Source organism: Microbacterium sp. CBA3102, assembly GCF_007954505.1.
GTDB lineage: Bacteria > Actinomycetota > Actinomycetes > Actinomycetales > Microbacteriaceae > Microbacterium > Microbacterium aurugineum.
In genome coordinates, this window is the sequence record NZ_CP042412.1 from 3,436,674 (window position 1) to 3,458,647 (window position 21,974).

At 68.0% G+C, this 21,974-nt stretch carries 19 protein-coding genes; 5 read left to right on the plus strand and 14 right to left on the minus strand.

Annotation, left to right across the window (positions count from 1 at the left end; translation table 11 throughout):
• Positions 1-22: 22 nt before the first annotated feature.
• From FGL91_RS16555 to FGL91_RS16575, 5 genes are all read right to left on the minus strand, one after another.
• Entirely contained in the window at positions 23-1,789 is a 1,767-nt protein-coding gene (locus tag FGL91_RS16555; RefSeq protein WP_153244377.1) for a peptidoglycan D,D-transpeptidase FtsI family protein, read from the minus strand.
• A 30-nt stretch (positions 1,790-1,819) separates the two neighbouring features.
• Positions 1,820-2,380 (minus strand): hypothetical protein, encoded by a 561-nt coding sequence (locus tag FGL91_RS16560; RefSeq protein WP_131491289.1) that lies wholly within the window; start codon positions 2,378-2,380, stop codon positions 1,820-1,822.
• On the minus strand, positions 2,377-3,315 hold the full coding sequence (gene rsmH, locus FGL91_RS16565; RefSeq protein ID WP_153244378.1) for a 16S rRNA (cytosine(1402)-N(4))-methyltransferase RsmH: 939 nt from the start codon (positions 3,313-3,315) through the stop codon (positions 2,377-2,379). The genes FGL91_RS16560 and rsmH overlap by 4 nt, the downstream gene beginning before the upstream one ends.
• 103 nt (positions 3,316-3,418) lie before the next feature.
• Entirely contained in the window at positions 3,419-3,850 is a 432-nt protein-coding gene (mraZ, locus tag FGL91_RS16570; RefSeq protein ID WP_017830220.1) for a division/cell wall cluster transcriptional repressor MraZ, read from the minus strand.
• A 244-nt stretch (positions 3,851-4,094) separates the two neighbouring features.
• On the minus strand, positions 4,095-4,469 hold the full coding sequence (locus FGL91_RS16575; protein WP_134351547.1) for a DUF3040 domain-containing protein: 375 nt from the start codon (positions 4,467-4,469) through the stop codon (positions 4,095-4,097).
• A 97-nt stretch (positions 4,470-4,566) separates the two neighbouring features.
• Here FGL91_RS16575 and FGL91_RS16580 point away from each other — a divergent pair, with 97 nt between their 5' ends.
• Entirely contained in the window at positions 4,567-5,655 is a 1,089-nt protein-coding gene (locus tag FGL91_RS16580) for a polyprenyl synthetase family protein (RefSeq protein ID WP_227991688.1), read from the plus strand.
• Positions 5,656-5,668: 13 nt separating this feature from the next.
• Here FGL91_RS16580 and FGL91_RS16585 read toward each other — a convergent pair whose 3' ends face one another.
• Positions 5,669-6,037, minus strand: coding sequence for an Rv2175c family DNA-binding protein (locus tag FGL91_RS16585; protein WP_416202653.1), 369 nt, complete (start codon positions 6,035-6,037; stop codon positions 5,669-5,671).
• Between the two features lie 121 nt (positions 6,038-6,158).
• Between FGL91_RS16585 and FGL91_RS16590 the strand changes: the two genes are divergently transcribed.
• Together FGL91_RS16590 and pknB are read left to right on the plus strand one after the other, a co-directional pair.
• Positions 6,159-7,346, plus strand: a complete 1,188-nt coding sequence (locus FGL91_RS16590) for a LysM peptidoglycan-binding domain-containing protein (protein ID WP_153244380.1) — start codon at positions 6,159-6,161, stop codon at positions 7,344-7,346.
• Positions 7,347-7,423: 77 nt separating this feature from the next.
• Positions 7,424-9,370 (plus strand): Stk1 family PASTA domain-containing Ser/Thr kinase, encoded by a 1,947-nt coding sequence (gene pknB / locus FGL91_RS16595; RefSeq protein WP_153244381.1) that lies wholly within the window; start codon positions 7,424-7,426, stop codon positions 9,368-9,370.
• 75 nt (positions 9,371-9,445) lie between these two features.
• Here pknB and FGL91_RS16600 read toward each other — a convergent pair whose 3' ends face one another.
• Together FGL91_RS16600 and FGL91_RS16605 are read right to left on the minus strand one after the other, a co-directional pair.
• Positions 9,446-10,786: a class II 3-deoxy-7-phosphoheptulonate synthase gene (locus FGL91_RS16600; protein WP_131491295.1), complete on the minus strand. Its 1,341-nt coding sequence runs from the start codon at positions 10,784-10,786 to the stop codon at positions 9,446-9,448.
• 48 nt (positions 10,787-10,834) lie between these two features.
• Entirely contained in the window at positions 10,835-11,524 is a 690-nt protein-coding gene (locus FGL91_RS16605; RefSeq protein WP_052193411.1) for a lysophospholipid acyltransferase family protein, read from the minus strand.
• Positions 11,525-11,675: 151 nt separating this feature from the next.
• On the opposite strand from FGL91_RS16605, the gene FGL91_RS16610 reads away from it, so the two are divergent.
• Positions 11,676-13,508, plus strand: a complete 1,833-nt coding sequence (locus tag FGL91_RS16610; RefSeq protein WP_153244382.1) for an AMP-dependent synthetase/ligase — start codon at positions 11,676-11,678, stop codon at positions 13,506-13,508.
• 67 nt (positions 13,509-13,575) lie between these two features.
• On the opposite strand, the gene FGL91_RS16615 is transcribed toward FGL91_RS16610, so the two are convergent.
• The 3 genes from FGL91_RS16615 to FGL91_RS16625 form a co-directional block, all read right to left on the minus strand.
• A complete protein-coding gene (locus FGL91_RS16615; protein ID WP_153244383.1) occupies positions 13,576-14,067 on the minus strand; it encodes a peptide deformylase in 492 nt (163 codons plus the stop codon).
• Positions 14,067-15,611 (minus strand): MinD/ParA family ATP-binding protein, encoded by a 1,545-nt coding sequence (locus FGL91_RS16620; protein ID WP_153244384.1) that lies wholly within the window; start codon positions 15,609-15,611, stop codon positions 14,067-14,069. Before FGL91_RS16620 ends, FGL91_RS16615 begins: the two co-directional genes overlap by 1 nt.
• Positions 15,612-15,677: 66 nt before the next feature.
• On the minus strand, positions 15,678-19,085 hold the full coding sequence (locus FGL91_RS16625; protein WP_153244385.1) for a pyruvate carboxylase: 3,408 nt from the start codon (positions 19,083-19,085) through the stop codon (positions 15,678-15,680).
• Between the two features lie 93 nt (positions 19,086-19,178).
• On the opposite strand from FGL91_RS16625, the gene FGL91_RS16630 reads away from it, so the two are divergent.
• A complete protein-coding gene (locus tag FGL91_RS16630; RefSeq protein ID WP_047521976.1) occupies positions 19,179-19,991 on the plus strand; it encodes a ParA family protein in 813 nt (270 codons plus the stop codon).
• A gap of 75 nt (positions 19,992-20,066) precedes the next feature.
• Here FGL91_RS16630 and FGL91_RS16635 read toward each other — a convergent pair whose 3' ends face one another.
• The 3 genes from FGL91_RS16635 to FGL91_RS16645 form a co-directional block, all read right to left on the minus strand.
• The gene (locus FGL91_RS16635) at positions 20,067-20,612 is read right to left on the minus strand and encodes a MerR family transcriptional regulator (RefSeq protein ID WP_047521931.1); all 546 of its coding nucleotides are present in this window, start codon (positions 20,610-20,612) and stop codon (positions 20,067-20,069) included.
• 99 nt (positions 20,613-20,711) lie between these two features.
• A complete protein-coding gene (locus tag FGL91_RS16640; protein WP_131491299.1) occupies positions 20,712-21,398 on the minus strand; it encodes a MerR family transcriptional regulator in 687 nt (228 codons plus the stop codon).
• Positions 21,398-21,883, minus strand: a complete 486-nt coding sequence (locus tag FGL91_RS16645) for an FHA domain-containing protein (protein ID WP_047521927.1) — start codon at positions 21,881-21,883, stop codon at positions 21,398-21,400. The genes FGL91_RS16640 and FGL91_RS16645 overlap by 1 nt, the downstream gene beginning before the upstream one ends.
• Between the last annotated feature and the right edge of the window lie 91 nt (positions 21,884-21,974).

Consider the following 21,974-nt stretch of genomic DNA (forward strand, 5'->3'; position numbering starts at 1 on the left):
CTCCATGCGCGGCTCTCGCCGACTATCCGAACTTGGGAAGGAGCTCGTCCATCGGGACAGTGGACGGCATCACGCGATAGGTCTTCATCACCTGCGTCATCGCCTTCTGGAAGGCGGATGCGGTGGCCGCGGACGATACAACCTTAGTCGGCTCGTCCAGGGTGACCACGACGACGTACTGCGGATCGTCCACCGGGGCGAACCCCACCATGCTGGTGTAGTAGACGCCGGCCTTGTAGCCGCCGTTGCCGTCGGACACCTGCGCGGTACCGGTCTTGCTGGTCACGCGGTAGCCCGGGACCTGGATGCGGTCCGCGTTGCCGCCCTGCACCGCCACGTTCTCCAGCATGCGCGTCAGCTCGGCCGCGGTCTGCTTCTTGATGATCTGCTCATGCTTCGGCGCCTCGGACTTCACGACGGTGCCGTCCTCGGCCGTGCACGATTCGACGAGGGAGAGATCGATCTTCTCCCCGCCGTTAGCGATCGCCTGGTAAGCACCGGCGAGTTGCGGCGCCGTCACCGTGAAGTACTGGCCGAACGTCGTCGTGTAGAGGGACTGACTGTCCCAGTCGCTGACCGGGTGGAGGATGCCGCCGACCTCCGAGGGGAAGTCGAGCGTCTTCTGGCCGACTCCGAACCTCTCGAGGTAGTCGTAGCGCACGTCCGGGGAGACCATGGTGCCGAACTTCGACAGCGCCACGTTCGACGAATCGATGAGCCCACCGGCGAGCGTGTAGTTGTAGGCGGGGTGACTGAACGCGTCGTTCACGACGGCCCCGTTGGGGAACGTCTCCCGCGACGACGCGGTGACCGTGCTCCGCGGCGTGAGACCCGCGCCCTCGATGACGGCGGCGGCCGTGATCGCCTTGAACGTGGATCCCGGCTCGAAGTCCTTGTGGAAGATCTGGCTGTACCGGGTCTCCGGCGTCGAGGAGTCCAGATCGTTGGGGTCCATCGAGGGCCATTCGGCTGCCGCGCGGATCTTGCCGGTCTTGACCTCGACGACCGTGACGGTACCGCCCTTGGCGCCCTGCTTCTGCGCCTCCTCACCGATCATCTGCTGCAGATACCACTGGAGGTCGCTGTTGATGGTGAGCTCCACGGAACCGCCGTCGACGGCCTCCACCGTGCGTTCACTGCCGGGGATCACCACGCCGTTCGATCCCCTGCGGTACGATTCCTCGCCGTCGATGGGTGCGAGGCACTTCTCACTCAGCTGCTCGATCCCGGCCTGCGCCTTCCCCGATCCGTCCAGGAAGCCGAGGATGTTCCCGGCGACCGCACCGTTCGGATAGACGCGGGTCTCCCTGCCCGCCATGTGGAGGTAGGCGAGCTTCAGGTCGCGCAGTTCGATGTACTGCTCCGTGGTGAGCGAATTCTTGAGCGGCGCGTACTGACTCTGCGAGTTCTCTGCGAGCGCGTCCGACACCAGGGCACGCACCTCATCGCCGGTCTGCCCGGTGATCGCGGCGATCTTCTCGGACGCTTCGGCCCACGGCACCTGGGGATCCTTCTCCTCCAGCTGCATGATGACCTTCGGATTCAGCTGCGCGTCGTAGACCAGCACGCTCGATGCGAGCACGGTGCCCCCCGCGTCGACGATCGATCCGCGTCGGCCGGGGATCGTGTCCCCCGCGCCGATCTTGGTGAGGGACTGCGCGACGTGCTCGTCGGCGCTCACGACCTGGATGTCGATCAGGCGTACGACGAAAGCCGCCAACACGGAGAGGATGACGGCGAGGGCGACGACGGTCCGTCGCCGAGGACCGCGGGTTGCTCGTGTCGTCATGCGATCTCTCCATCGATCATTTCGTGCGGGTCAGTGCGTGGTGGGACTCGGGAGCCCGTCGGTGATGGCCGGCGGAAGGTCCGGCGTCGTCTGGGCCGTGTCGCCGTCGTCGGTCACGGTCTCCGCCGGCGGCGGTTCCACGATCAGGGAGTTGGCCACAGCCGCCGCGCCGTCGGGGTTGACGGTCGAGATCCCCTCCGCGCCGGCTCCGGTGCCGAAGAGCGCTCCGTCGCTGAGCCGCAGGTACGAGGGAGAACCGGCGACGACCATGCCGAGATCGGCAGCGCTGCTGGCGAGCACCTGCGGCGAGCTGAGGCCGGTGAGCTCTTCCTGCAGCGCGTGGGACCGGAGATCCAGTTCACGCTGCTGCGAGGAGAGCCCGGCCAAGGTGAACGAATCCTGGGTGATCGCGAGCGAAAACCCCACCTGTGCCGCACCGATCGCCAGGGCCCCACCCAGGGCGACGAGCGCGTACGCGAGCTTCGGCTTGCGACGGACCGCCGGCCGCGTGACGGGCTGCAGCCGCCTCTGTGGCTCACGGGTCGGTGTGAGGGGCGTCGCGGGCTTGCGGACCACCGCGTTCAGACTCATGCGCTCTCCCGGAGTTTCTCGGCGGCGCGCAGCCGCACCGGGATCGCCCGGGGGTTGCGCGCGCGTTCGTCGTCGCCGGCGAGTTCCGCACCCTTGGTGAGGATGCGGAACCGCGGAGCATGTTCGGGCAGTTCCACCGGAAGCCCGGCCGGCGCCGTCGAGGCCGACGCCGCGGCGAAGGCCTGCTTGACGAGCCGGTCCTCGAGCGACTGGTACGACATCACCACGATGCGTCCGCCGACATCGAGCGCATCCATCGCTGACGGGATCGCGTCGGCCAGCACGTTGAGCTCGGTGTTCACCTCGATGCGCAGGGCCTGGAACACGCGCTTGGCCGGATGCCCGGCACGCTGTGCGGCAGCGGGAGTCGCCGCGATCAGGATCTCGACGAGCTCGCCGGAGCGGGTGATCGGCTGCTTCTGACGCGCCTCGATGATGAAGCGCGCGTAGCGACCGGCGAGCTTCTCCTCCCCGTACCGCTCGAAGATGCGGCGCAGGTTGCCTTCGCTGTACGTCGCGATGACATCGGCAGCGGTGACGCCCTTGGTCTGGTCCATGCGCATGTCGAGAGGAGCATCCTTCGAGTATGCGAATCCGCGCTCGGCCTCGTCGAGTTGGAGGGAGGAGACCCCGAGGTCGAAGAGGATCCCTGCCGCGCCCTGCGCGTGCAGTCCAATCTCGTCGTACACCGTGTGCACCAGCGTGACGCGGTCCCCGAATCGGGCGAGCCGCTCCCCCGCGATGCGCAACGCGTCGGTGTCGCGGTCGAGCCCGATCAGTCGGATGTTCGGAAAACGCTCGAGCAGAGCTTCGGAGTGGCCGCCCATACCGAGCGTGGCGTCCACGAGCACCGCTCCGTCCGCGTGAAGGGCGGGAGCGAGCAACTCGACGCAGCGGTCGAGCAGGACGGGGGTGTGGATGTCTCGGAGGTTCATGATCTTTCTCGGGGGTGACCATCGGCTCTGATCCCCCTCCGCTTCTCGACCCGGCACCGGGGAAGTGTGTCGGGGCGGGAGCGGCGGGGCATCACAGCCGTGGTCAGAAGAGTCCCGGAATCACCTCCTGCTCGAGGTCGGAGTAGGTCTCCTCACCAGCGGCGAGGTAGGCGTTCCAGCTCTCCGCGTCCCAGATCTCGGCGTGGGCGCCGACTCCGGTGACGATGAGCTCCTTCTGCAGCCCTGCGTACTGACGCAGGTGCGCGGGGATGGTGATGCGGTTCTGACTGTCGGGCATCTCCGCACTCGCACCGGAGAGGAACAGACGCATGAAGTCACGCGCCTGCTTGTTGGCGAGCGGAGCCTGGCGGATCCGCTCGTGCATCGCCTCGAACTCGGCCGTGCTGAACACGTAGAGGCACCGCTCCTGGCCGCGGGTGACGACGATGCCGCCACCGAGGTCCTCGCGGAACTTCGCAGGAAGGATGACCCGTCCTTTGTCGTCCAGCTTCGGAGAGTGCGTACCCAGCAACATCGGCCATCACCCCCTCTGCGTCCGGCCAACTCGAGGTGCGCCCCACTTTACTCCACTTTCCTCCACTTACCTACGACCAATCCGGGAAATCACGGGTCGCGCGCAAAAGGGCATGCTGAAATCCCGCGGAATTCCGCGGTGGAGTGAAGTGGAGGCTCAGTGGAGGAGCGTGGCGGCCCGCGCGTTAACGACAGAAGCCCGGATGCTCAGCATCCGGGCTTCTGTCGTGAGAAGTGTGTGGGGGTCAGTGACCGTCCTGCCGACGATCCCAGCGGTCGTTCATACGGTCCATGAACGAGGCGGAATCCTGCCGCTTCGCCGCAGAGCGTTCCCGAGGCTGCGCAGGAGCCGTGCGCCGCACGGGCGTGACGGCCACGATGACACCGGCGAGCATCGCCACGAATCCGATCACGCCGACCACGATGCCCCATACGCCGCCGAGGATGACGCCGGCCACGAGGCCGCCGACACCGGCGAGGAGAAGGAGAGCACCGTAGACCAGATTTCGGTAGCTCAGTGCGCGGTCGCCGGACGGCGCGCTCACGACGTCGGCATCATTGTGAAGGAGATGGCGTTCCATCTCGTCGAGCAGACGCTGCTCCTGTTCGGAGAGTGGCATTTCGTCCCCCTCGGGTATCGTGCCTCCCATTCTACGCGCGCGGAGGCGTCCGGGGCTAGCAGTTCGACGTCCCCTTGCTTTACGTATGCTGGGAGTCGTGTCGTCCTCCTCCCCCGTCCCCGGCGCGGTCGCCGCTCGCCTCGACCGCTTCCTCGCACGGATGCGCGACGAATCCGCCGACTACGGCCCGGACGCCGTCTCGTTTCTCGATGCCGCGGCCGGCACCCTCGAAGGAGGGAAGAGACTGCGCGCCCGGTTCTGCCACGCCGGCTGGCGCGCCGTCGCACGCTTCCACGAGCGTGACGCGGCAGAGACCGAGGCGCTCTGGGACGTGTGCACCGCGTTGGAGATCTTCCAATCCGCGGCTCTCGTGCACGACGATCTGATCGACAACTCCGACACCCGTCGCGGGAGGCCGGCAGCCCATCGCGCGCTCCAGGCGTCGCACGACGAAGCCGGGTGGTCGGGAGATGCCGAGTCGTTCGGCCGCGCCTCCGCGATTCTTCTCGGCGACCTTCTCGTCGCCTGGAGCGACGATCTGCTCGAGGCCGCGCTGGACGACCAGCCGCACGCGCGCGCCGTGCGCTCCGAGTACGCCCGGATGCGCCGGGACGTGACCACGGGGCAGTTCCTCGACATCGCCGAGGAGTCGGCCTGGAGCGTCAACGATGGAGCGCTGCACGCCGATCGGGCGCTGCGCGTGGCATCTCTCAAGTCGGCCAGATACAGCATCGAGCAGCCGCTGGTCCTCGGCGGCGCACTCGCCGGTGCCGACGCCGATCAGCTGGACGCGCTTCGCCGTTTCGGTCACCCGATCGGGATGGCCTTCCAACTGCGCGACGACGTGCTCGGAGTGTTCGGCGACGCCTCCGTCACCGGGAAACCGGCCGGTGACGACCTTCGGGAAGGCAAGCGCACGGTTCTGATCGCTCTCACGCGGCAGGCGCTCGACACCTCAGCGAGGAATCTGCTCGACGAGATGCTCGGAGACGTCGAGCTGACACCGCAGCAGGTGACCTCCTTGCAGGCGACGATCACCGACTCGGGTGCGCTCGCTCAGGTCGAGACCATGATCGCGGACTACGCCCGGGACGCTGACCGCGCCCTCTCGGGCGCCCGGCTCGACAACGCCGCGGTCGGCGAACTGCGTGAACTCGCACGCGCAGCGACGGTCCGTTCCGCCTGACCCGACGGACCCCTCAGGCGAGAGTGCGTGCGAGTCGACGCACGGCGCTCTTGTGCCCCGCCAGCAGTGCGTCGATCGGCGAACGCCCCAGGCTCTCCTCGTCCGCGAGCAGCCAGTCGATCAGCTCGTCGTCGGTGAAGCCCGCATCCTGGAGCACGATGATCGTTCCCCGCAAGGAGCTCAGTGGACGCCCGTCGACGATGAACACCGCCGGCACGGCGAAGGTGCCGGTGCGACGGGACCCGACCAGGTAGTGCTCGTCGATCAGACGGCGCACGCGACCGAGCGGCTCGTCGAGCACCTCGACGAGGTCGGGCATCGTCAGCCACTCGACGGCAGCGGCGGCAGGGGATCCAGCAACGTTCTCAGACACGTTGCCCACTATCTCATCTCCGCCGGGATGCCGCATATCGACCCATCAGCCCCATGCGTCACTTCCGTCACTTCTGTTGACTTCCGTTTACATCCGTGTCAGCGTGAAGTGCTCGAAAAGGGGGCTCGCCTTGGGAATCAAGACCGCCACGCGTCGAACGCGCAACCTGCAGCTCGGACTGCCTGCGGCCGTCCTGGGGGCTCTGGCCGCCACGCTCACCAGCGCTCCCGCCGACGCCGCCTCGACGACGACGACGGACTTCTCGCCGATCGAGCGCCCGCGCAGCGTGCCCGTGCGCACAGTACCCGCCCAGTCCGCACCGTCGAACTATGTCGTCCAGCCCGGTGACACCGTCTCGGCGATCGCCTCACGCTTCGGGCTCCGCACGGTCGACGTGCTGTCCTGGAACGGGCTCTCGTGGCGTTCGGTCATCTACCCGGGCCAGACCCTGACCCTGCAGGCGTCGGCCGCACCGGCCGTCGCGCCGGCGCCGGCTCCGACGGCGACCGCGACATCGCATCAGGTCGTCGCCGGCGACACCGTGTACGCGATCGCCCGGAAGTACGGCACCACCGTGGATGCCATGCTCGCTGCGAACGGGCTGACACGCGCTTCGGTGATCTATCCGGGACAGCGCCTCGTCGTCTCCGGCTCCGCTGCGCCGCAGGCGGCCGCCGCGCCGGCTGCCACGCCTGCCACTCCCCCTGCATCCGCGGCGGCCCACACCGTCGTCGCGGGTGACACCCTGTTCGGCATCGCGCAGAAGTACGGGACCACCACCCACGCGCTGTTCACCCTGAACGGACTCGGCCCGTCATCGATCATCTACCCCGGTCAGCGACTCGCCGTGCAGGCCGCCCCTGCCCCTGCGGCGTCGAGCACCGCCGCGACCGGCGGGCAGCGCTCCGCGAGCCTCACCGCCGAGCAGGCGTCGAACGCCGCCCTCATCATCCGCATCGGCCGCGAGCTCGGTGTGAGCGATCGCGCCATCGCTCTGGCACTCGCGACCGGCATGGTCGAGTCGGGACTCCGCAACCTCGACTGGGGCGACCGCGATTCACTCGGGATCTTCCAGCAACGCCCGAGCACCGGATGGGGAACGCCCGCGCAGATCATGGACGCGGACCGCAGCACGCGAGTGTTCTTCGGTGGTCAGCACGATCCGAACGGACAGGCGACGCGAGGGCTCCTCGACATCCCCGGCTGGGAGAGCATGCCGTTCACCTCGGCCGCTCAGGCCGTGCAGATCTCGGCCTATCCCGACCGATACGGCCAATGGGAGACGCAAGCTTATGCCTGGCTCGCGCTCTACGGGTGACGACATCCGGAAAACCGACACCGCCGAGAGGTGAGCCGCTCCCCTGACTTTCAGGCAGTCCTCCATAGAATTCTGACGTGACGACCAATCAGCAGGCCGACCCCCTCATCGGGCGGCTTGTCGACGGCCGCTACCGTGTGCGTGCTCGCATCGCCCGTGGCGGGATGGCGACGGTGTACGTCGCCACCGACCTTCGGCTGGAGCGGCGCATCGCCCTCAAGGTGATGCATGCGCACCTCAGCGATGACTCCGCGTTCCAGAGCCGCTTCATCCAGGAAGCCCGCGCGGCCGCCCGTCTGGCGGATCCGCACGTGGTCAACGTCTTCGACCAGGGGCAGGACGGCGAGCTCGCCTACCTCGTGATGGAGTACCTCCCCGGGATCACGCTGCGCGAGCTGCTGCGCGAGCAGAAGCGCCTCACCATCCCGCAGACCATCACGATCATGGATGCGATCCTGGCCGGGCTCTCCGCCGCGCACCGAGCCGGCATCGTGCACCGTGACGTCAAGCCGGAGAACGTGCTCCTCGCGGAGGACGGACGCATCAAGATCGGCGACTTCGGCCTCGCCAGAGCGACGACGGCGAACACGGCGACCGGGCAGCAGCTGCTCGGGACCATCGCGTACCTCGCGCCTGAACTGGTCACCCGAGGCACGGCCGACGCGCGCAGCGACATCTACGCGCTCGGCATCATGCTCTACGAGATGCTCGTGGGGGAGCAGCCGTACAAGGGCGAGCAGCCGATGCAGATCGCCTTCCAGCACGCCACGGAATCCGTCCCGCGTCCGAGCGTCCGCAACCCCGCGGTGCCGGAGCATCTCGACGAACTCGTGCTCTGGGCGACCGAGAAGTCGCCGGACGAGCGCCCGGACGACGCCCAGCAGATGCTCGAGCGTCTGCGCGAGATCGAACGCGATCTCGGCATCACCCCGATGGCCGCCCGCGCAACCGCTCCGCAGCACAGCCCCGGCGACTCCGGCGACCTCACCAAGGTGATGCCGAGCACGATGGTGATCGCGGATCCTGCCGCCCCCGTGGCCACCCCGATCGACAACGCGACGCTCCTTCGACGCCGCGCGTCGAAGCGGCGCGCGCGCGGCGCCTTCCTCCTCACGCTGGTGCTGCTGCTGGCCGTGCTCGCGGGTGGCGTCGGCTGGTGGTTCGGCTCCGGCCCCGGGTCGCTCATCGCTGTGCCCAGCGTCGCCGGCAAGACCTACGACGACGCCGCGGCCGTGCTGGTGGATGCCGGCTTCGTCCCCACGCAGAAAAACGAGTTCTCCGTCGACATCGACGCCGGAACCGTGATCGAGACCGACCCCGGCGAAGGCACTCGGCTCGACAAAGGTGACGCCGTCACGGTGATCGTGTCCGCAGGCCCCGCCTCGCACGATCTCGAAAAGCTCAACGGACGAACGGAGCAGGACGCGCGCGACTATCTTGCCGGGGTCAACGTCAACGTCGACGACGAGACCCTCATCCTCTTCTCGAATGCCGACGCGGGCATCGTCATCAACGCCTACGTCACCCCGCGCGCAGGCGGTGACGCCTATGCCTGCGGTGACGGATGCACCGTCTTCGAAGACGACTCCGTGGAACTGTACGTCTCCGCGGGTGCTTTCCCCGACGTGTCCGGCATGTCGGTCGACGAGGCGACCTCGACCTTGACCGGAAAGGACCTGGTCGTCAACGAGGAGTCCCAGTACGCCTTCAGCAACGATGTCGCCAAGGACATCGTCATCGGCGTGGCGGACCGGGCTTCCGAGGGCAATTGGCGCCCCGGAGACACGGTGCAGCTGATCGTCTCGAAGGGACCCGAACTCTTCCCGGTCCCCGATGTCACGAACAGGACCCTGAACGAAGCGAAACAGATCCTCTCCGACAACGGCTTCACGGCGAGCTACGCGGCCTGGGGCGACCTGCCGGGGTTCGCGGAGATGGCCACGGTGACCGGCCAGGACCCGGGAGCGGACAAGTCACTGCCGCGAGGGGGCACGGTGAACCTCTCCATCCAGCTCACCGGCTGATCCCCCAGCCCACACGAGAGAGCCGTCCTCCCGAGGTTCGGGGAGGGCGGCTCTCTTCGTGACGCGAGGAGCAGATCAGCGCTTCTCGAGCTCCTCAGCCACCAGGAACGCGAGCTCCAGGGACTGCATGTGGTTCAGGCGCGGGTCGCACAGGCTCTCGTAGCGCGTCGCGAGAGCCGCCTCGTCGATCTGCTCGGATCCACCCAGGCATTCCGTGACGTCGTCGCCGGTGAGCTCGACGTGGATGCCACCCGGGAACGTCCCGACTGCGCGGTGCGCCTCGAAGAAGCCGCGCACCTCGTCGACCACGTCGTCGAAGCGACGCGTCTTGTAGCCCGTCGGGGTGGTGATGCCGTTGCCGTGCATCGGGTCGGTGACCCACAGCGGCTGCGCACCGGAATCGCGGACCGCCTCCAGCAGGGGCGGCAGGGCGTCACGGATCTTGCCCGAGCCCATCCGCGTGATGAACGTGAGTCGGCCGGGCTCGCGGTCCGGGTCGAGCTTGTCGATCAGCTGCAGCGCCGTCTCGGGCGACGTCGTCGGTCCGAGCTTCACGCCGATGGGGTTGCGGATCTTGGAGAAGTAGTCGACGTGCGCGCCGTCGAGCTCGCGGGTGCGCTCGCCGATCCAGAGGAAGTGAGCCGACGTGTTGTACGGAGTGTCCGTGCGCGAGTCGATACGCGTCATCGGTCGTTCGTAGTCCATCAGCAGGCCTTCGTGACCGGTGAAGAACTCGACGCGCTTCAGCTCGTCGAAGTCGGCGCCGGCCGCCTCCATGAACTTGATCGCGCGATCGATCTCGGCCGCCATGCGCTCGTAGCGCTGATTGGCGGGGTTCTGCGCGAAGCCCTTGTTCCACGAGTGCACCTCGCGGAGGTCGGCGAATCCACCCTGGGTGAACGCGCGGATCAGGTTCAGCGTCGACGCGGCCGTGTGGTAGCCCTGGAGCAACCGACCCGGGTCGGCCGTACGAGAGCCCTCGGTGAAGTCGTAGCCGTTGACGATGTCGCCCCGGTAGGCCGGCAACGTGACGTCGCCGCGCGTCTCCGAGTCGCTCGAGCGCGGCTTCGCGAACTGACCGGCCATGCGGCCCATCTTGACGACCGGCATCGATGCGCCATAGGTGAGCACCACGGCCATCTGCAGCACCGTCTTGATGCGGTTGCGGATCTGCTCGGCCGTCGCGCCGGCGAAGGTCTCGGCGCAGTCGCCGCCTTGGAGCAGGAACGCCTGTCCCGAAGCCGCGCGGGCGAGCCGGTCGCGGAGGTTGTCGACCTCACCCGCGAAGACCAGCGGCGGGAGGGTTGCGATCTGGCGCGAGACGTCGGCGACGCGGTCCGCGTCGGGCCACTGCGGCTGCTGCTTGATGGGAAGCGAACGCCATGCATCAAGTGCTTCGATGTGGTGCGGGAGCATGCCTTCCAGCCTAGTGGTCGCAGGGACCACGCAGATGCGCGCGGGAGGCTATGTGACGCGGGTGGGGAGCCGGTCCTTGACCGTCGACGCGTAGACGTCTTCGTACTTCTGCTCACCGAGGCGCTGCAGGGCCACCATGATCTCGTCGGTGACGGAGCGGAGGATGTAGCGGTCGTTCTCCATCCCGGCGTAGCGGGAGAAGTCGAGAGGTTCCCCTATGACGATCCCGACGCGGACGATGCGCGGCAACCGCCGTCCGATCGGCATCGCCGTATCGGTGTCGACCATGATCACGGGGATCACCGGGACCTTGGCTTCGAGAGCCATGCGGGCGATCCCCGTGCGGCCGCGGTACAGCGTGCCGTCGGGACTCCGCGTCCCCTCCGGGTAGATGCCCAGGAGGTCGCCTCCGCCGAGGACCTGGAGGCCCGTGTTCAGGGACGCCTCCGAAGCCTTGCCCCCGGAACGGTCGATCGGGATCTGTCCGGTGGCTTTCATGAAGAACTTCGTGGACCACCCCTTCAGACCCCGGCCCGTGAAGTAGTCGCTCTTGGCCAGGAACGACATCGACCGGTCGATCATGAGCGGAAGGAAAATGGAATCGGCGAAGGACAGATGGTTGCTGGCGAGGATCGCCGCACCGCTTGCGGGCACGTTCTTCCGCCCCACGATCCACGGTCGGAAGACCGCCTTGACCACGGGGCCGATCACCACGTACTTCATCAGCCAATAGAACATCGAGTGGAAGTCTAGCGCCGAGGGTCGCATCCACCCCGGTCTTGTCCACGGCGCTTCCGCGCGAGCGACCCAGTTTCACCCCGGACGCAACTCGGTTCCATGCCCTAGACTCGAAGCCACGCCCTGCCCGACCGGTACCGAAGGAGCTGCCGTGGTCCAGTTTGAAGTCCCTGCGATCGTCCCCGCCGACCCCGATGCGAACGTCGCCGACCTCCTGGTCAAGCGCGTCGAAGCCACTCCGGATCGCGCCCTCTTCTCCGTGCCGGAGGGCGACGGCTGGCGCGACATCTCCGCCGCCGATTTCCAGACGGCGGTCGTCGCCCTGGCGAAGGGCTTCGCCGCCGCCGGGATCCAGCCCGGTGAGAAGGTCGGCTTCCTGGCGCGCACCACGTACGAGTGGACGCTCATCGACTTCGCCCTCTTCTACGCCGGCGCCGTGATGGTGCCGATCTACGAGACGAGCTCGCCCTCGCAGATCCAGTGGATCCTCGAAGACTCGGGCGCGATCGCGCTGATCGTGGAGTCCCCCGAGCACTTCGCCCGCTTCGATGAGGTCCGCGGTGACCTGCCCCTGATCCGGGAGGTCTGGCAGCTGCACCTCGGAGCGATCGACACCCTCACCGCGCAGGGTGCGTCGGTGACGGACGGAGAGATCGAGCGCCGCCGCAGCCTCGCCGTCGGATCCGACATCGCGACGCTCATCTACACCTCCGGTTCGACCGGCCGCCCCAAGGGATGCGTGCTCACGCACAGCAACTTCGTCGAGCTCTCCCGGAACTCGGCCAAGGCCCTGGACGAGGTCGTGCAGACGCCCGGCGCGTCCACGTTGCTGTTCATCACGACCGCACACGTGTTCGCCCGCTTCATCTCCATCCTCGACGTCCACGCCGGCGTCCGCACCGGACACCAGCCTGACACCCGTCAGCTGCTGCCGGCGCTCGGTTCCTTCAAGCCGACCTTCCTCCTCGCGGTCCCGCGCGTCTTCGAGAAGGTCTACAACTCCGCGGAGCAGAAGGCGGAGGCGGGCGGCAAGGGCAAGATCTTCCGCTCGGCGGCCGACGTCGCCATCGAGCACTCGAAGCTGCTCGAGCAGGGCAAGAAGATCCCGCTCGGCATGAAGCTCAAGTTCGCGCTGTTCAACAAGCTCGTCTACAGCAAGCTCCGCGAGGCGATGGGCGGCAACGTCGTGTACGCCGTCTCGGGCTCCGCTCCCCTGGGCTCGCGCCTCGGCCACTTCTTCCACAGCCTGGGCGTCGTCATCCTCGAGGGTTACGGCCTCACCGAGACGACTGCCCCGGCGACGGTCAACCTGGCCGACAAGTCGAAGATCGGCACGGTCGGCCCTGCTCTCCCGGGTGTCGGACTGCGCCTCGCCGAGGACGGCGAGATCGAGGTCCGCGGCATCAACGTCTTCAAGGAGTACTGGAACAACCCCGAGGCGACGGCCGAGGCCTTCAGTGACGGCGGCTGGTTCCACACCGGCGACATCGGCAGCTTCGACTCCGAAGGCTTCCTCACGATCACCGGGCGCAAGAAGGAGATCATCGTCACCGCCGGAGGGAAGAACGTCGCTCCCGCTGCGCTCGAGGATCCGATCCGTGCGAACCCGATCATCGGGCAGGTCGTCGTGGTCGGTGACCAGCGTCCGTTCATCTCCGCTCTGATCACGCTCGACCCGGAGATGCTTCCGACCTGGCTCGCGAACAACGGCCTCGATGCCAAGATGTCGCTGGCGGATGCATCCACGAACGCCGCCGTCCGCGCCGAGGTGCAGCGGGCGGTCGACGCCGCGAACGACCGGGTGTCGCGCGCGGAGTCGATCCGGAAGTTCACGATCCTCGACTCCGAGTGGACGGAGGCCTCCGGCCACCTCACCCCGAAGCTCTCGATCAAGCGCAACGTCATCATGAACGACTTCGCCGACGAGATCGCCGCGATCTACGACGAGCCGGTCGCCACGACCAACGTCGCCATCGGCGGCTGACACCCCGGACAGCAAGAAGGGCCCCGCTCGCGCGGGGCCCTTCTTCGTGCGGTGGGAGTTCAGGCCGTCAGAACCAGACGCTCTCCCGCACCTCGCGCATGGCGACCTTGCGCGTCTCGGCATCGAGCCTTGTCAGGAAGAGCTTGCCGTCGAGATGGTCGGTCTCGTGCTGCAGAGCCTGCGCGAGGAGTCCTTCCCCCTCGAGCGCCACGGCATTGCCGTCGAGATCGATGCCCTCCACGCGTGCCCACGGATGCCGCAGTGCGTCGTGCCACAGTCCGGGTACCGAGAGGCATCCCTCGCCCGTCGGCTCCGGCTCCCCCCGCACTTCGGTGAGGACGGGATTGAGCACGTAGCCGATGTCGCCGTCGATGTTGTAGCTGAACGCACGCAGCGCGACGCCGATCTGCGGTGCGGCGACGCCGGCGCGACCCGGCAGCTCCACCGTGTCGACCAGGTCGGTCACGAGTGCGCGCACCCCCTCGTCGATCTCCTCGATCGGGGCACACACAGTGCGCAGGACGGGGTCGCCGAAGATGCGGATCTCTCGGACCGACATCAGGCGGCCCTGGCCCGCAGGCCCTCGACCAGGAGCGCCGCCAGCTCACGCGCAGCGATGCGGGTCTCCGGCAACAGGTTCGCGAAGACGATCGTCCCCCCTCCCGCGATCTGCGGGTCGTAGGGCACGCGGACGACGCTCCGCGCACGGGTGGCGAAGTGGGATTCCAGCTCGTTCAGCCGCACCAACGGGGTCCCGGGCGTGGACTGGTTGAGGACGACGATCGCCTCACGCGCCTGCTCCGCGAAGCCGTTCGTCTCGAGCCAGGTGAGCGTCTCGGATGCCAGACGGGCCTCATCGACGCTCAATCCCGAGACGATGACGATCTGGTCCGCGAGGTCGAGCGTCGCCGACATCACGGAGTGGACGATCCCGGTGCCGGTGTCGGTCAGGACCAGCGAGTAGTAGTGGGCGGCCACGCCGGCCACGTCACGGTAATCACTGTCGCTGAACGCCTCGGCGACGCGGGGATCGGAATCGGAGGCGAGGACATCGAGACGGGTCGCGTCACGCGCGACGATGGCGGAGATGTCGTGGTATCCCTTGACGTCATCGTGGATCCGGACGAGATCGCGCACCGACTTGCTGTGATGCGGCCGCACGATGCGCTCGGCGAGGGTTCCTCGATCGGGATTGGCATCGACGGCGATCACCCGGTCCTCGCGGGCGTCCGCGAGTGCCATCCCCAGCAGCGCGGTGATCGTCGTCTTGCCGACACCGCCCTTGCGGGAGAGCACCGGGACGAAGCGTGCACCGCCCGCGAGCGGAGCCGCGATCCGCGCCGAGAGCGCCTTGCGCTCCCGCGCGCGCCTGCCGTCGCCGATGTTGATCCGACGCCCGGAGATCGTGTACAGGAAGTGGCTCCACGCTCCCTCCGGTTCCGGCTTGGCCACCCGATGCGGATCGAGCAGTCTGTCGGCGGTGAGGAGATCCGCGGACTCGCGCGAGGACTCTCCCAGGTCGTCCAGACGCTTGGACGTCAGCGTCACGTCGGTGCGCGGTGTCGTGCGGGTGGACTGCGAGATGACGGTCTTCTTCTCCTCCGGAGCGGACACGGATCTGTTCTCCTTCTCGACGGATGTTCGTACGGGAGCAGATGTCGACGGAGACGGCGGCGCTTCCGCGCTCGCTCGTGCGAGGAATCGTGCCGCGGCGGCTGCCTCTTCGGCCTGGTGCCGCGCGTCGTCGGTGACTTCGACGACCGCAGGCGTCTCGGGGGTCTCGGGCTCGTCGACCACGACGGCATCGATGACCTTCTCCGAAGACGGCCGCACGATTCGAGGCGCCGCGACGGCGGGGGGCTCGACCGGACGGGCGTCGGTCGCCTGCTCCTCGACGCGAGGCGGATCGATCACGAGCTCGCCGACGACCTCGCCGTCCACGACCCCGTCGTCGGCGAGGTCGTCGTCCTCGTCCTTCGGCAGCGTCACACTGACCTGCGCGGTCGCCCCGAGGATCCCGATGCCTGCCGTGTCGAGTGACGCGGCTTCGTCGAGCACCCCCAGCGGGTTATCCTCGGGGTCCGTGGTGTTCTTCGGTGTCACGATGTCGCTCCCAGCCTGTGCGGGCCCCGGGTACGCACATCGTGCGCTGGCCTCGCCCGCACAAGATTAGTGCGCTGGACGGATCACGACCAAAAGATCTCCGGCATCCACCTGCTGCGTCTCGGCGATCGCGTGACGTTCGATGACGCCGTCCACGGGGGCCGTGATGGCCGCCTCCATCTTCATCGCCTCGATGGATGCGACGGGTTCGCCGGCGCGGACGGCGGCGCCCACCTCGGCCTTCAGCGTGACCACCCCGGAGAAGGGCGCCGCGACCTGGCCGGGCACGGAGGTGTCCGCCTTCTCGACCTCGTGCACATCCACGACGATCGACCGATCCCTCACGAAGACGGGCCGGAGCTGCCCGTTGAGGGTCGTCATCACGGTGCGCATCCCCTTGTCGTCCGCATCCCCGATGGCTTCGAGACCCACGTAGAGCTGGACGCCGCGATCGATCTCGATCAGGTGCTCCTGCCCGGCCACGAGCCCGTACAGGTAGTCGGCCGTGTCGAGCACGGAGAGGTCTCCGAACAACTCCCGCCGCTCCGCGAACTCGGCGCTCGGACCGGGGAACAGCAGGGTGTTCAGCCGTGCACGGCGTTCGGCACTGGTCCCGGCGAGTGCGGCCTCATCATCAGCACTGATCTCGGTGAGGCCGACGCGCACCGTGCGTCCGGCGAGCACCTTGCTGCGGAACGGCTCGGGCCATCCACCCGGAAGATCGCCGAGTTCGCCCGCCATGAAACCGACGACCGAGTCCGGCACGTCGTACTTCTCGGGGGTGGCCTCGAAGTCGGCCGGATCCGCCTTCACCGCGGCCAGGTGCAGGGCCAGGTCACCGACGACCTTGGACGACGGAGTGACCTTGGGAACGCGACCGAGCATGCGGTCGGCCGCGGCGTACATGTCCTCGATGAGCTCGAAATCGTCGGCGAGCCCCAGCGCCTTGGCCTGCTGGCGCAGGTTCGACAGCTGGCCACCGGGAATCTCGTGGTGGTAGACACGTCCCGTGGGTCCCGGAAGCCCGGATTCGAACGGCGCGTACTGCCGCCGCACCGCCTCCCAGTAGGGCTCCAGATCGGAGACGCCGTCGAGCGGGATGCCGCTGTCCCGGTCGGTGTGGGCAAGGGCGGCGACGAGGGACGACAGCGATGGCTGACTCGTGGTGCCGGAGAGGGGCGCGGACGCGGCATCCACCGCATCCACCCCGACGGCGCTCGCGGCGAGCAGGGTCGCCAGCTGCCCGCCGGGGGTGTCATGCGTGTGCAGATGCACCGGCAGGTCGAACCGCTCCCGCAGCGCTGCGACGAGCTTCGCCGCGGCGGCCGGGCGCAGCAGCCCCGCCATGTCCTTGATCGCGAGGATGTGCGCCCCCGCGTCGACGATCTGGTCTGCGAGGTGCAGGTAGTAGTCGAGGGTATAGAGGTCTTCGGCCGGATCGAGCAGGTCGCCGGTGTAGCAGAGCGCCACCTCGGCGACCGCCGTTCCGGTCTTGCGCGCGGCCTCGATCGCCGGCCGCATCTGCTCCACGTCGTTGAGCGCGTCGAAGATGCGGAAGATGTCGACACCGCTGGCCGCAGCCTCGGCGACGAACGCCTCGGTGACCGCCGTCGGGTAGGGCGTGTAGCCGACCGTGTTGCGCCCTCGCAGGAGCATCTGGATCGCGACATTCGGCAGTGCGGCGCGCAGCTTGTCGAGGCGCTCCCACGGGTCCTCACCGAGGAAGCGGAGGGCGACGTCGTAGGTCGCCCCGCCCCACGCCTCGACGGACAGGAGTCCGGGGGTCGACCGGGCGAGGTAGGGCGCCGCGGCCACGAGGTCCTTCGTGCGCACTCGCGTCGCCAGGAGGGACTGATGCGCGTCGCGGAAGGTCGTGTCGGTGATCGCGAGCGCCGTCTGTTCCCGGAGGCTGCGGGCGAATCCCTCGGGCCCGAGCTCGAGGAGGCGCTGGCGTGAGCCGGGAGCCGGCTCCGCGCTCAGATCGATCGCCGGCAGCTTGGATGCGGGATCGATCACACCGGGGTGGGCACCGTTCGGCTTGTTGACCGTGACGTCGACCAGCCAGTTCAGGAGCTTCGTCCCGCGGTCCTTCGAGACACGGCCGCGAAGCAGTCCGGGGCGCTCGTCGATGAAGGAGGTGCTCACGTCTCCGGCGATGAAGGCGTCATCCTCGAGGAGAGCCTGCAGGAAGGGGATGTTGGTCGCGACGCCGCGGATGCGGAACTCGGCGAGTGCTCGGCGCGCCCGAGCGACCGCGGCCGGGAAGTCCCGCCCGCGACAGGTGAGCTTCGCCAACATCGAATCGAAATGCGGGCTGATCTGTGCGCCCTGGTGCACGGTGCCGCCGTCGAGACGGATCCCGGCCCCACCGGGAGAGCGGTACGTGGTGATCTTCCCCGTGTCGGGACGGAAGCCCTGCGTCGGGTCCTCGGTCGTGATCCGGCACTGCAGCGCGGCGCCGCGCAGGTGCAGATTCTCCTGCTGCAGACCGAGGTCGGCCAGCGTCTGCCCCGAGGCGATCCGCATCTGGCTCTGCACGAGGTCGACGTCGGTGACCTCCTCGGTCACGGTGTGCTCGACCTGGATGCGGGGGTTCATCTCGATGAAGACGACTTCGCCTGCCCGCTCCCCCGCCGTCTCGAGGAGGAACTCGACCGTGCCCGCGTTCTCGTACCCGATGGAGCGGGCGAACGCGACGGCGTATCCGTGCAGTGCCGTGCGGATGTCGTCGTCGAGGTTCGGCGCCGGAGCGATCTCCACGACCTTCTGGTGACGACGCTGCACGGAGCAGTCGCGCTCGAACAGATGCACGGTCTCGCCGGTCTTGTCGGCGAGGATCTGCACCTCGATGTGCCGGGGGCGGACGACGGCCTGCTCCAGGAACATCCGCGCATCACCGAACGCGCTGGCGGCCTCGCGCATGGCCTCGGCCAACGCCGGAGCGAGGTCACCGGACGTCTCGACGCGGCGCATCCCCCGGCCACCGCCACCCGCGACCGCCTTCGCGAAGAGCGGGAACCCGATGTCCTCTGCCTGGGCGACGAGTGCGTCGACGTCGTCGGAGGCCTCCGTGGACCGCAGGACCGGGACTCCCGCGTCGATCGCGTGCCGCTTGGCCTCGACCTTGTTGCCCGCCATCTCCAGCACGTTCGAGGGAGGACCGATGAAGACGATGCCGTTCGCCGCGGCCTTCTCCGCGAGCTCGGGATTCTCCGACAGGAAGCCGTATCCCGGATAGATGGCATCCGCTCCCGACTCCAGCGCGACGCGGATGATCTCGTCGACATCGAGGTACGCCCGCACCGGGTGCCCGCGCTCGCCGATCTCGTAGGCCTCGTCGGCCTTGAGACGATGCACAGAACCCCGGTCTTCATGGGGGAAGACCGCGACGGTGCGCGCCCCCACCTCGACAGCCGCACGGAAGGCGCGGATCGCGATCTCGCCGCGGTTCGCCACAAGGATCTTCTGGAACATGCACACCTCTGGGAGCTCGATGCACAGCGTTTTCGATGCGCATGGGGCGGGGCTGAGTGTTCCCCCAGCCTAGGGGAAGGTAACGTGGTGTCCGTGCACGTACTCAGCGTCAGCTCTCTCAAGGGGGGCGTCGGCAAGACGACCGTGACACTCGGGCTGGCCTCCGCGGCTTTCGCTCGGGGCGTCCGGACTCTCGTCGTCGACCTCGACCCTCAGTCCGACGTCTCCACCGGGATGGACATCCAAGTGGCAGGTCGGCTCAACATCGCCGACGTCCTGGCGAACCCGAAGGAGAAGGTCGTCCGACAGGCGATCACCTCGAGCGGATGGGCGAAGGTCCACCCCGGCACCATCGATGTGCTGATCGGGAGCCCCTCCGCGATCAACTTCGACGGGCCGCACCCGAGCGTGCGTGACGTGTGGAAGCTCGAGGAGGCGCTCGCCTCGGTCGAGGCCGACTACGACCTCGTCCTCGTCGACTGTGCTCCCTCCCTGAACGCGCTCACCCGCACCGCCTGGGCCGCCAGCGACCGCGTCATGGTGGTCACGGAACCCGGACTGTTCTCCGTCGCCGCCGCCGACCGCGCCCTCCGCGCCATCGAGGAGATCCGTCGGGGACTCTCGCCCCGGCTCCAGCCCCTCGGCATCGTCGTGAACCGCGTACGCCCGCAGTCCATCGAGCACCAGTTCCGCATCAAGGAGCTTCGCGACATGTTCGGACCTCTCGTGCTCTCCCCTCAGCTGCCCGAGCGCACCTCGCTGCAGCAGGCCCAGGGTGCCGCGAAGCCGCTGCACATCTGGCCCGGCGATTCCGCGCAGGAACTCGCCGCCGACTTCGACCAGCTTCTGGACAGGATCATCCGCACCGGTCGGATCGCCGTTCCGGAGAACGGCCCGCAGAGCTGATCCGCACGACGCGCACGACGAAACGGCCGCCCTCATCGAGGGCGGCCGTTTTCCGTCTGAAGCGGAAAGTTGTGGTCAGGCGGAACGCTTCGCGCGACGAGCGGTGAGTTCGTCGACGGGGTCCGGAGCGGTCGGGTCGAATGCCACGAGGGTCGACTCCACCTCGCGGAGGACCTTGCCGACGGCGATGCCGAAGACACCCTGGCCGCGGCTCACGAGGTCGATGACCTCGTCGTTCGACGTGCAGAGGTAGACCGAGGCACCGTCGCTCATCAGCGTGGTGCCCGCGAGGTCGCGGATGCCTGCGCGGCGCAGCTCCTCGACGGCGGTGCGGATCTGCTGGAGGGAGATGCCGGTGTCGAGAAGGCTCTTCACCAGCTTCAGGACGAGGATGTCGCGGAAGCCGTAGAGGCGCTGCGAACCGGAGCCGCTGGCGCCGCGCACGGTGGGCTCCACCAACTCGGTGCGCGCCCAGTAGTCGAGCTGACGGTACGTGATGCCAGCTGCACGAGCTGCGACCGCACCGCGGTATCCGACCTCGTCGTCCATGGCCGGGAGGCCGTCGGTGAAGAGGAGTTCGGGTACGAACCGCGGGTCTCCTGCGAGCTCATCCGCATTCATCTGAAATCCTCCCTGGAACGGTTTCTTCCACGGTAGAGCAGTGCCTGGGCACCGGCAATGACATCCGTGCGACAACGAAGGTGTGTCGCAATCAGTTCGTTACGAAAGCACTCGCGACAGCGCATCCTTGACGAAGAGCGAGCGCACTTCATCGATCCGCGTCGCCAGTTCCGGCGCCAATTCGCTGGCCTTCGCCCGGGACGCGGCGTCGGTCCGCCGCAGGAGTGCGGACATCGCCGACTCGATGAGCGCGACTTCCCGCTCAGCCCCTTGGCGCAACGACCGCAGGTGCCGGGGTTCGATGCCGTGGCGGTCGAGGGCGACGAGACCGCGCAGCAGCGTGACGGTGGCTTCCGGGTAGCTCTCCTGCGCCGTGATGACGCCGGTGCTGATCGCATCGTTGAGCAGCTGCGGTCCCGCACCGGCGGCGGCGAGCAACTCATCTCGGCGGTAGCGACGCGGCGCCGGCGTGATCGAGGGCGGCGGAGCGAGGGCGGATGCCTCCCCGCCGGCGGCGGCGTCATCGAGCTGCTCCCGGATGACGCTCAGCGGAAGATAGTGATCGCGCTGCAGCGTGAGACCGAGGCGCAACCGCTCGATGTCCGAGGCGGAGAACTTGCGGTAGCCCGACTCCGTGCGGGAGGGGCTGACGATGCCCTGCACTTCGAGGAAGCGCAGCTTGCTGGACGTGAGGTCGGGGAACTCCGGTGTGAGCCGAGCAAGGACCTGGCCGATACTCAGCAAGCCCGCGGACGCGGAACGTTCGCGGGCGGGAGTGGCCGCCATCAGTCGTTCGCCGCCGCGCGATCGTGAGGGGAGACGAAGAAGTTCAGACGGAACTTGCCGACGCGCACTTCGGAGCCGTCGACCAGCGCGCTGCGGTCGACGCGCTCCCCGTTGACATACGTCCCGTTGAGGGAGCGCTGGTCGATGATCTCGAAGGCGGATCCGCTGCGGGTGATCTCGGCGTGCCGACGCGAGACGGTCACATCGTCGAAGAAGATGTCGGCCTCGGGGTGCCGCCCGACCGTGGTCACATCGGTGTCGAGCAGATAGCGCGCACCGGCGAGAGCGCCCGAGCGCACCAGCAGCAACGCGGATCCCGCAGGCAGTGCGGCGATGGCCGTCTGCTCCACGTCGGTCAATTCCACCCCGAACGGCACGAAAGACAGGTCGGAATCGTGTCCGAACGTCTGCGTCACGTCGTGTTTCTGCTCGCCGGAACGGTGGATCGCGTCCTCACCGGCCGGTCGGCTGTCGCTGTCTGTCACTGTGCCCTCCTGATCATCCAGACTAACGGATGCCGAGGCGCTCGCGGGAGGCCGCATTCACACTCAGCCGTCACATACTGCTTATCCATAA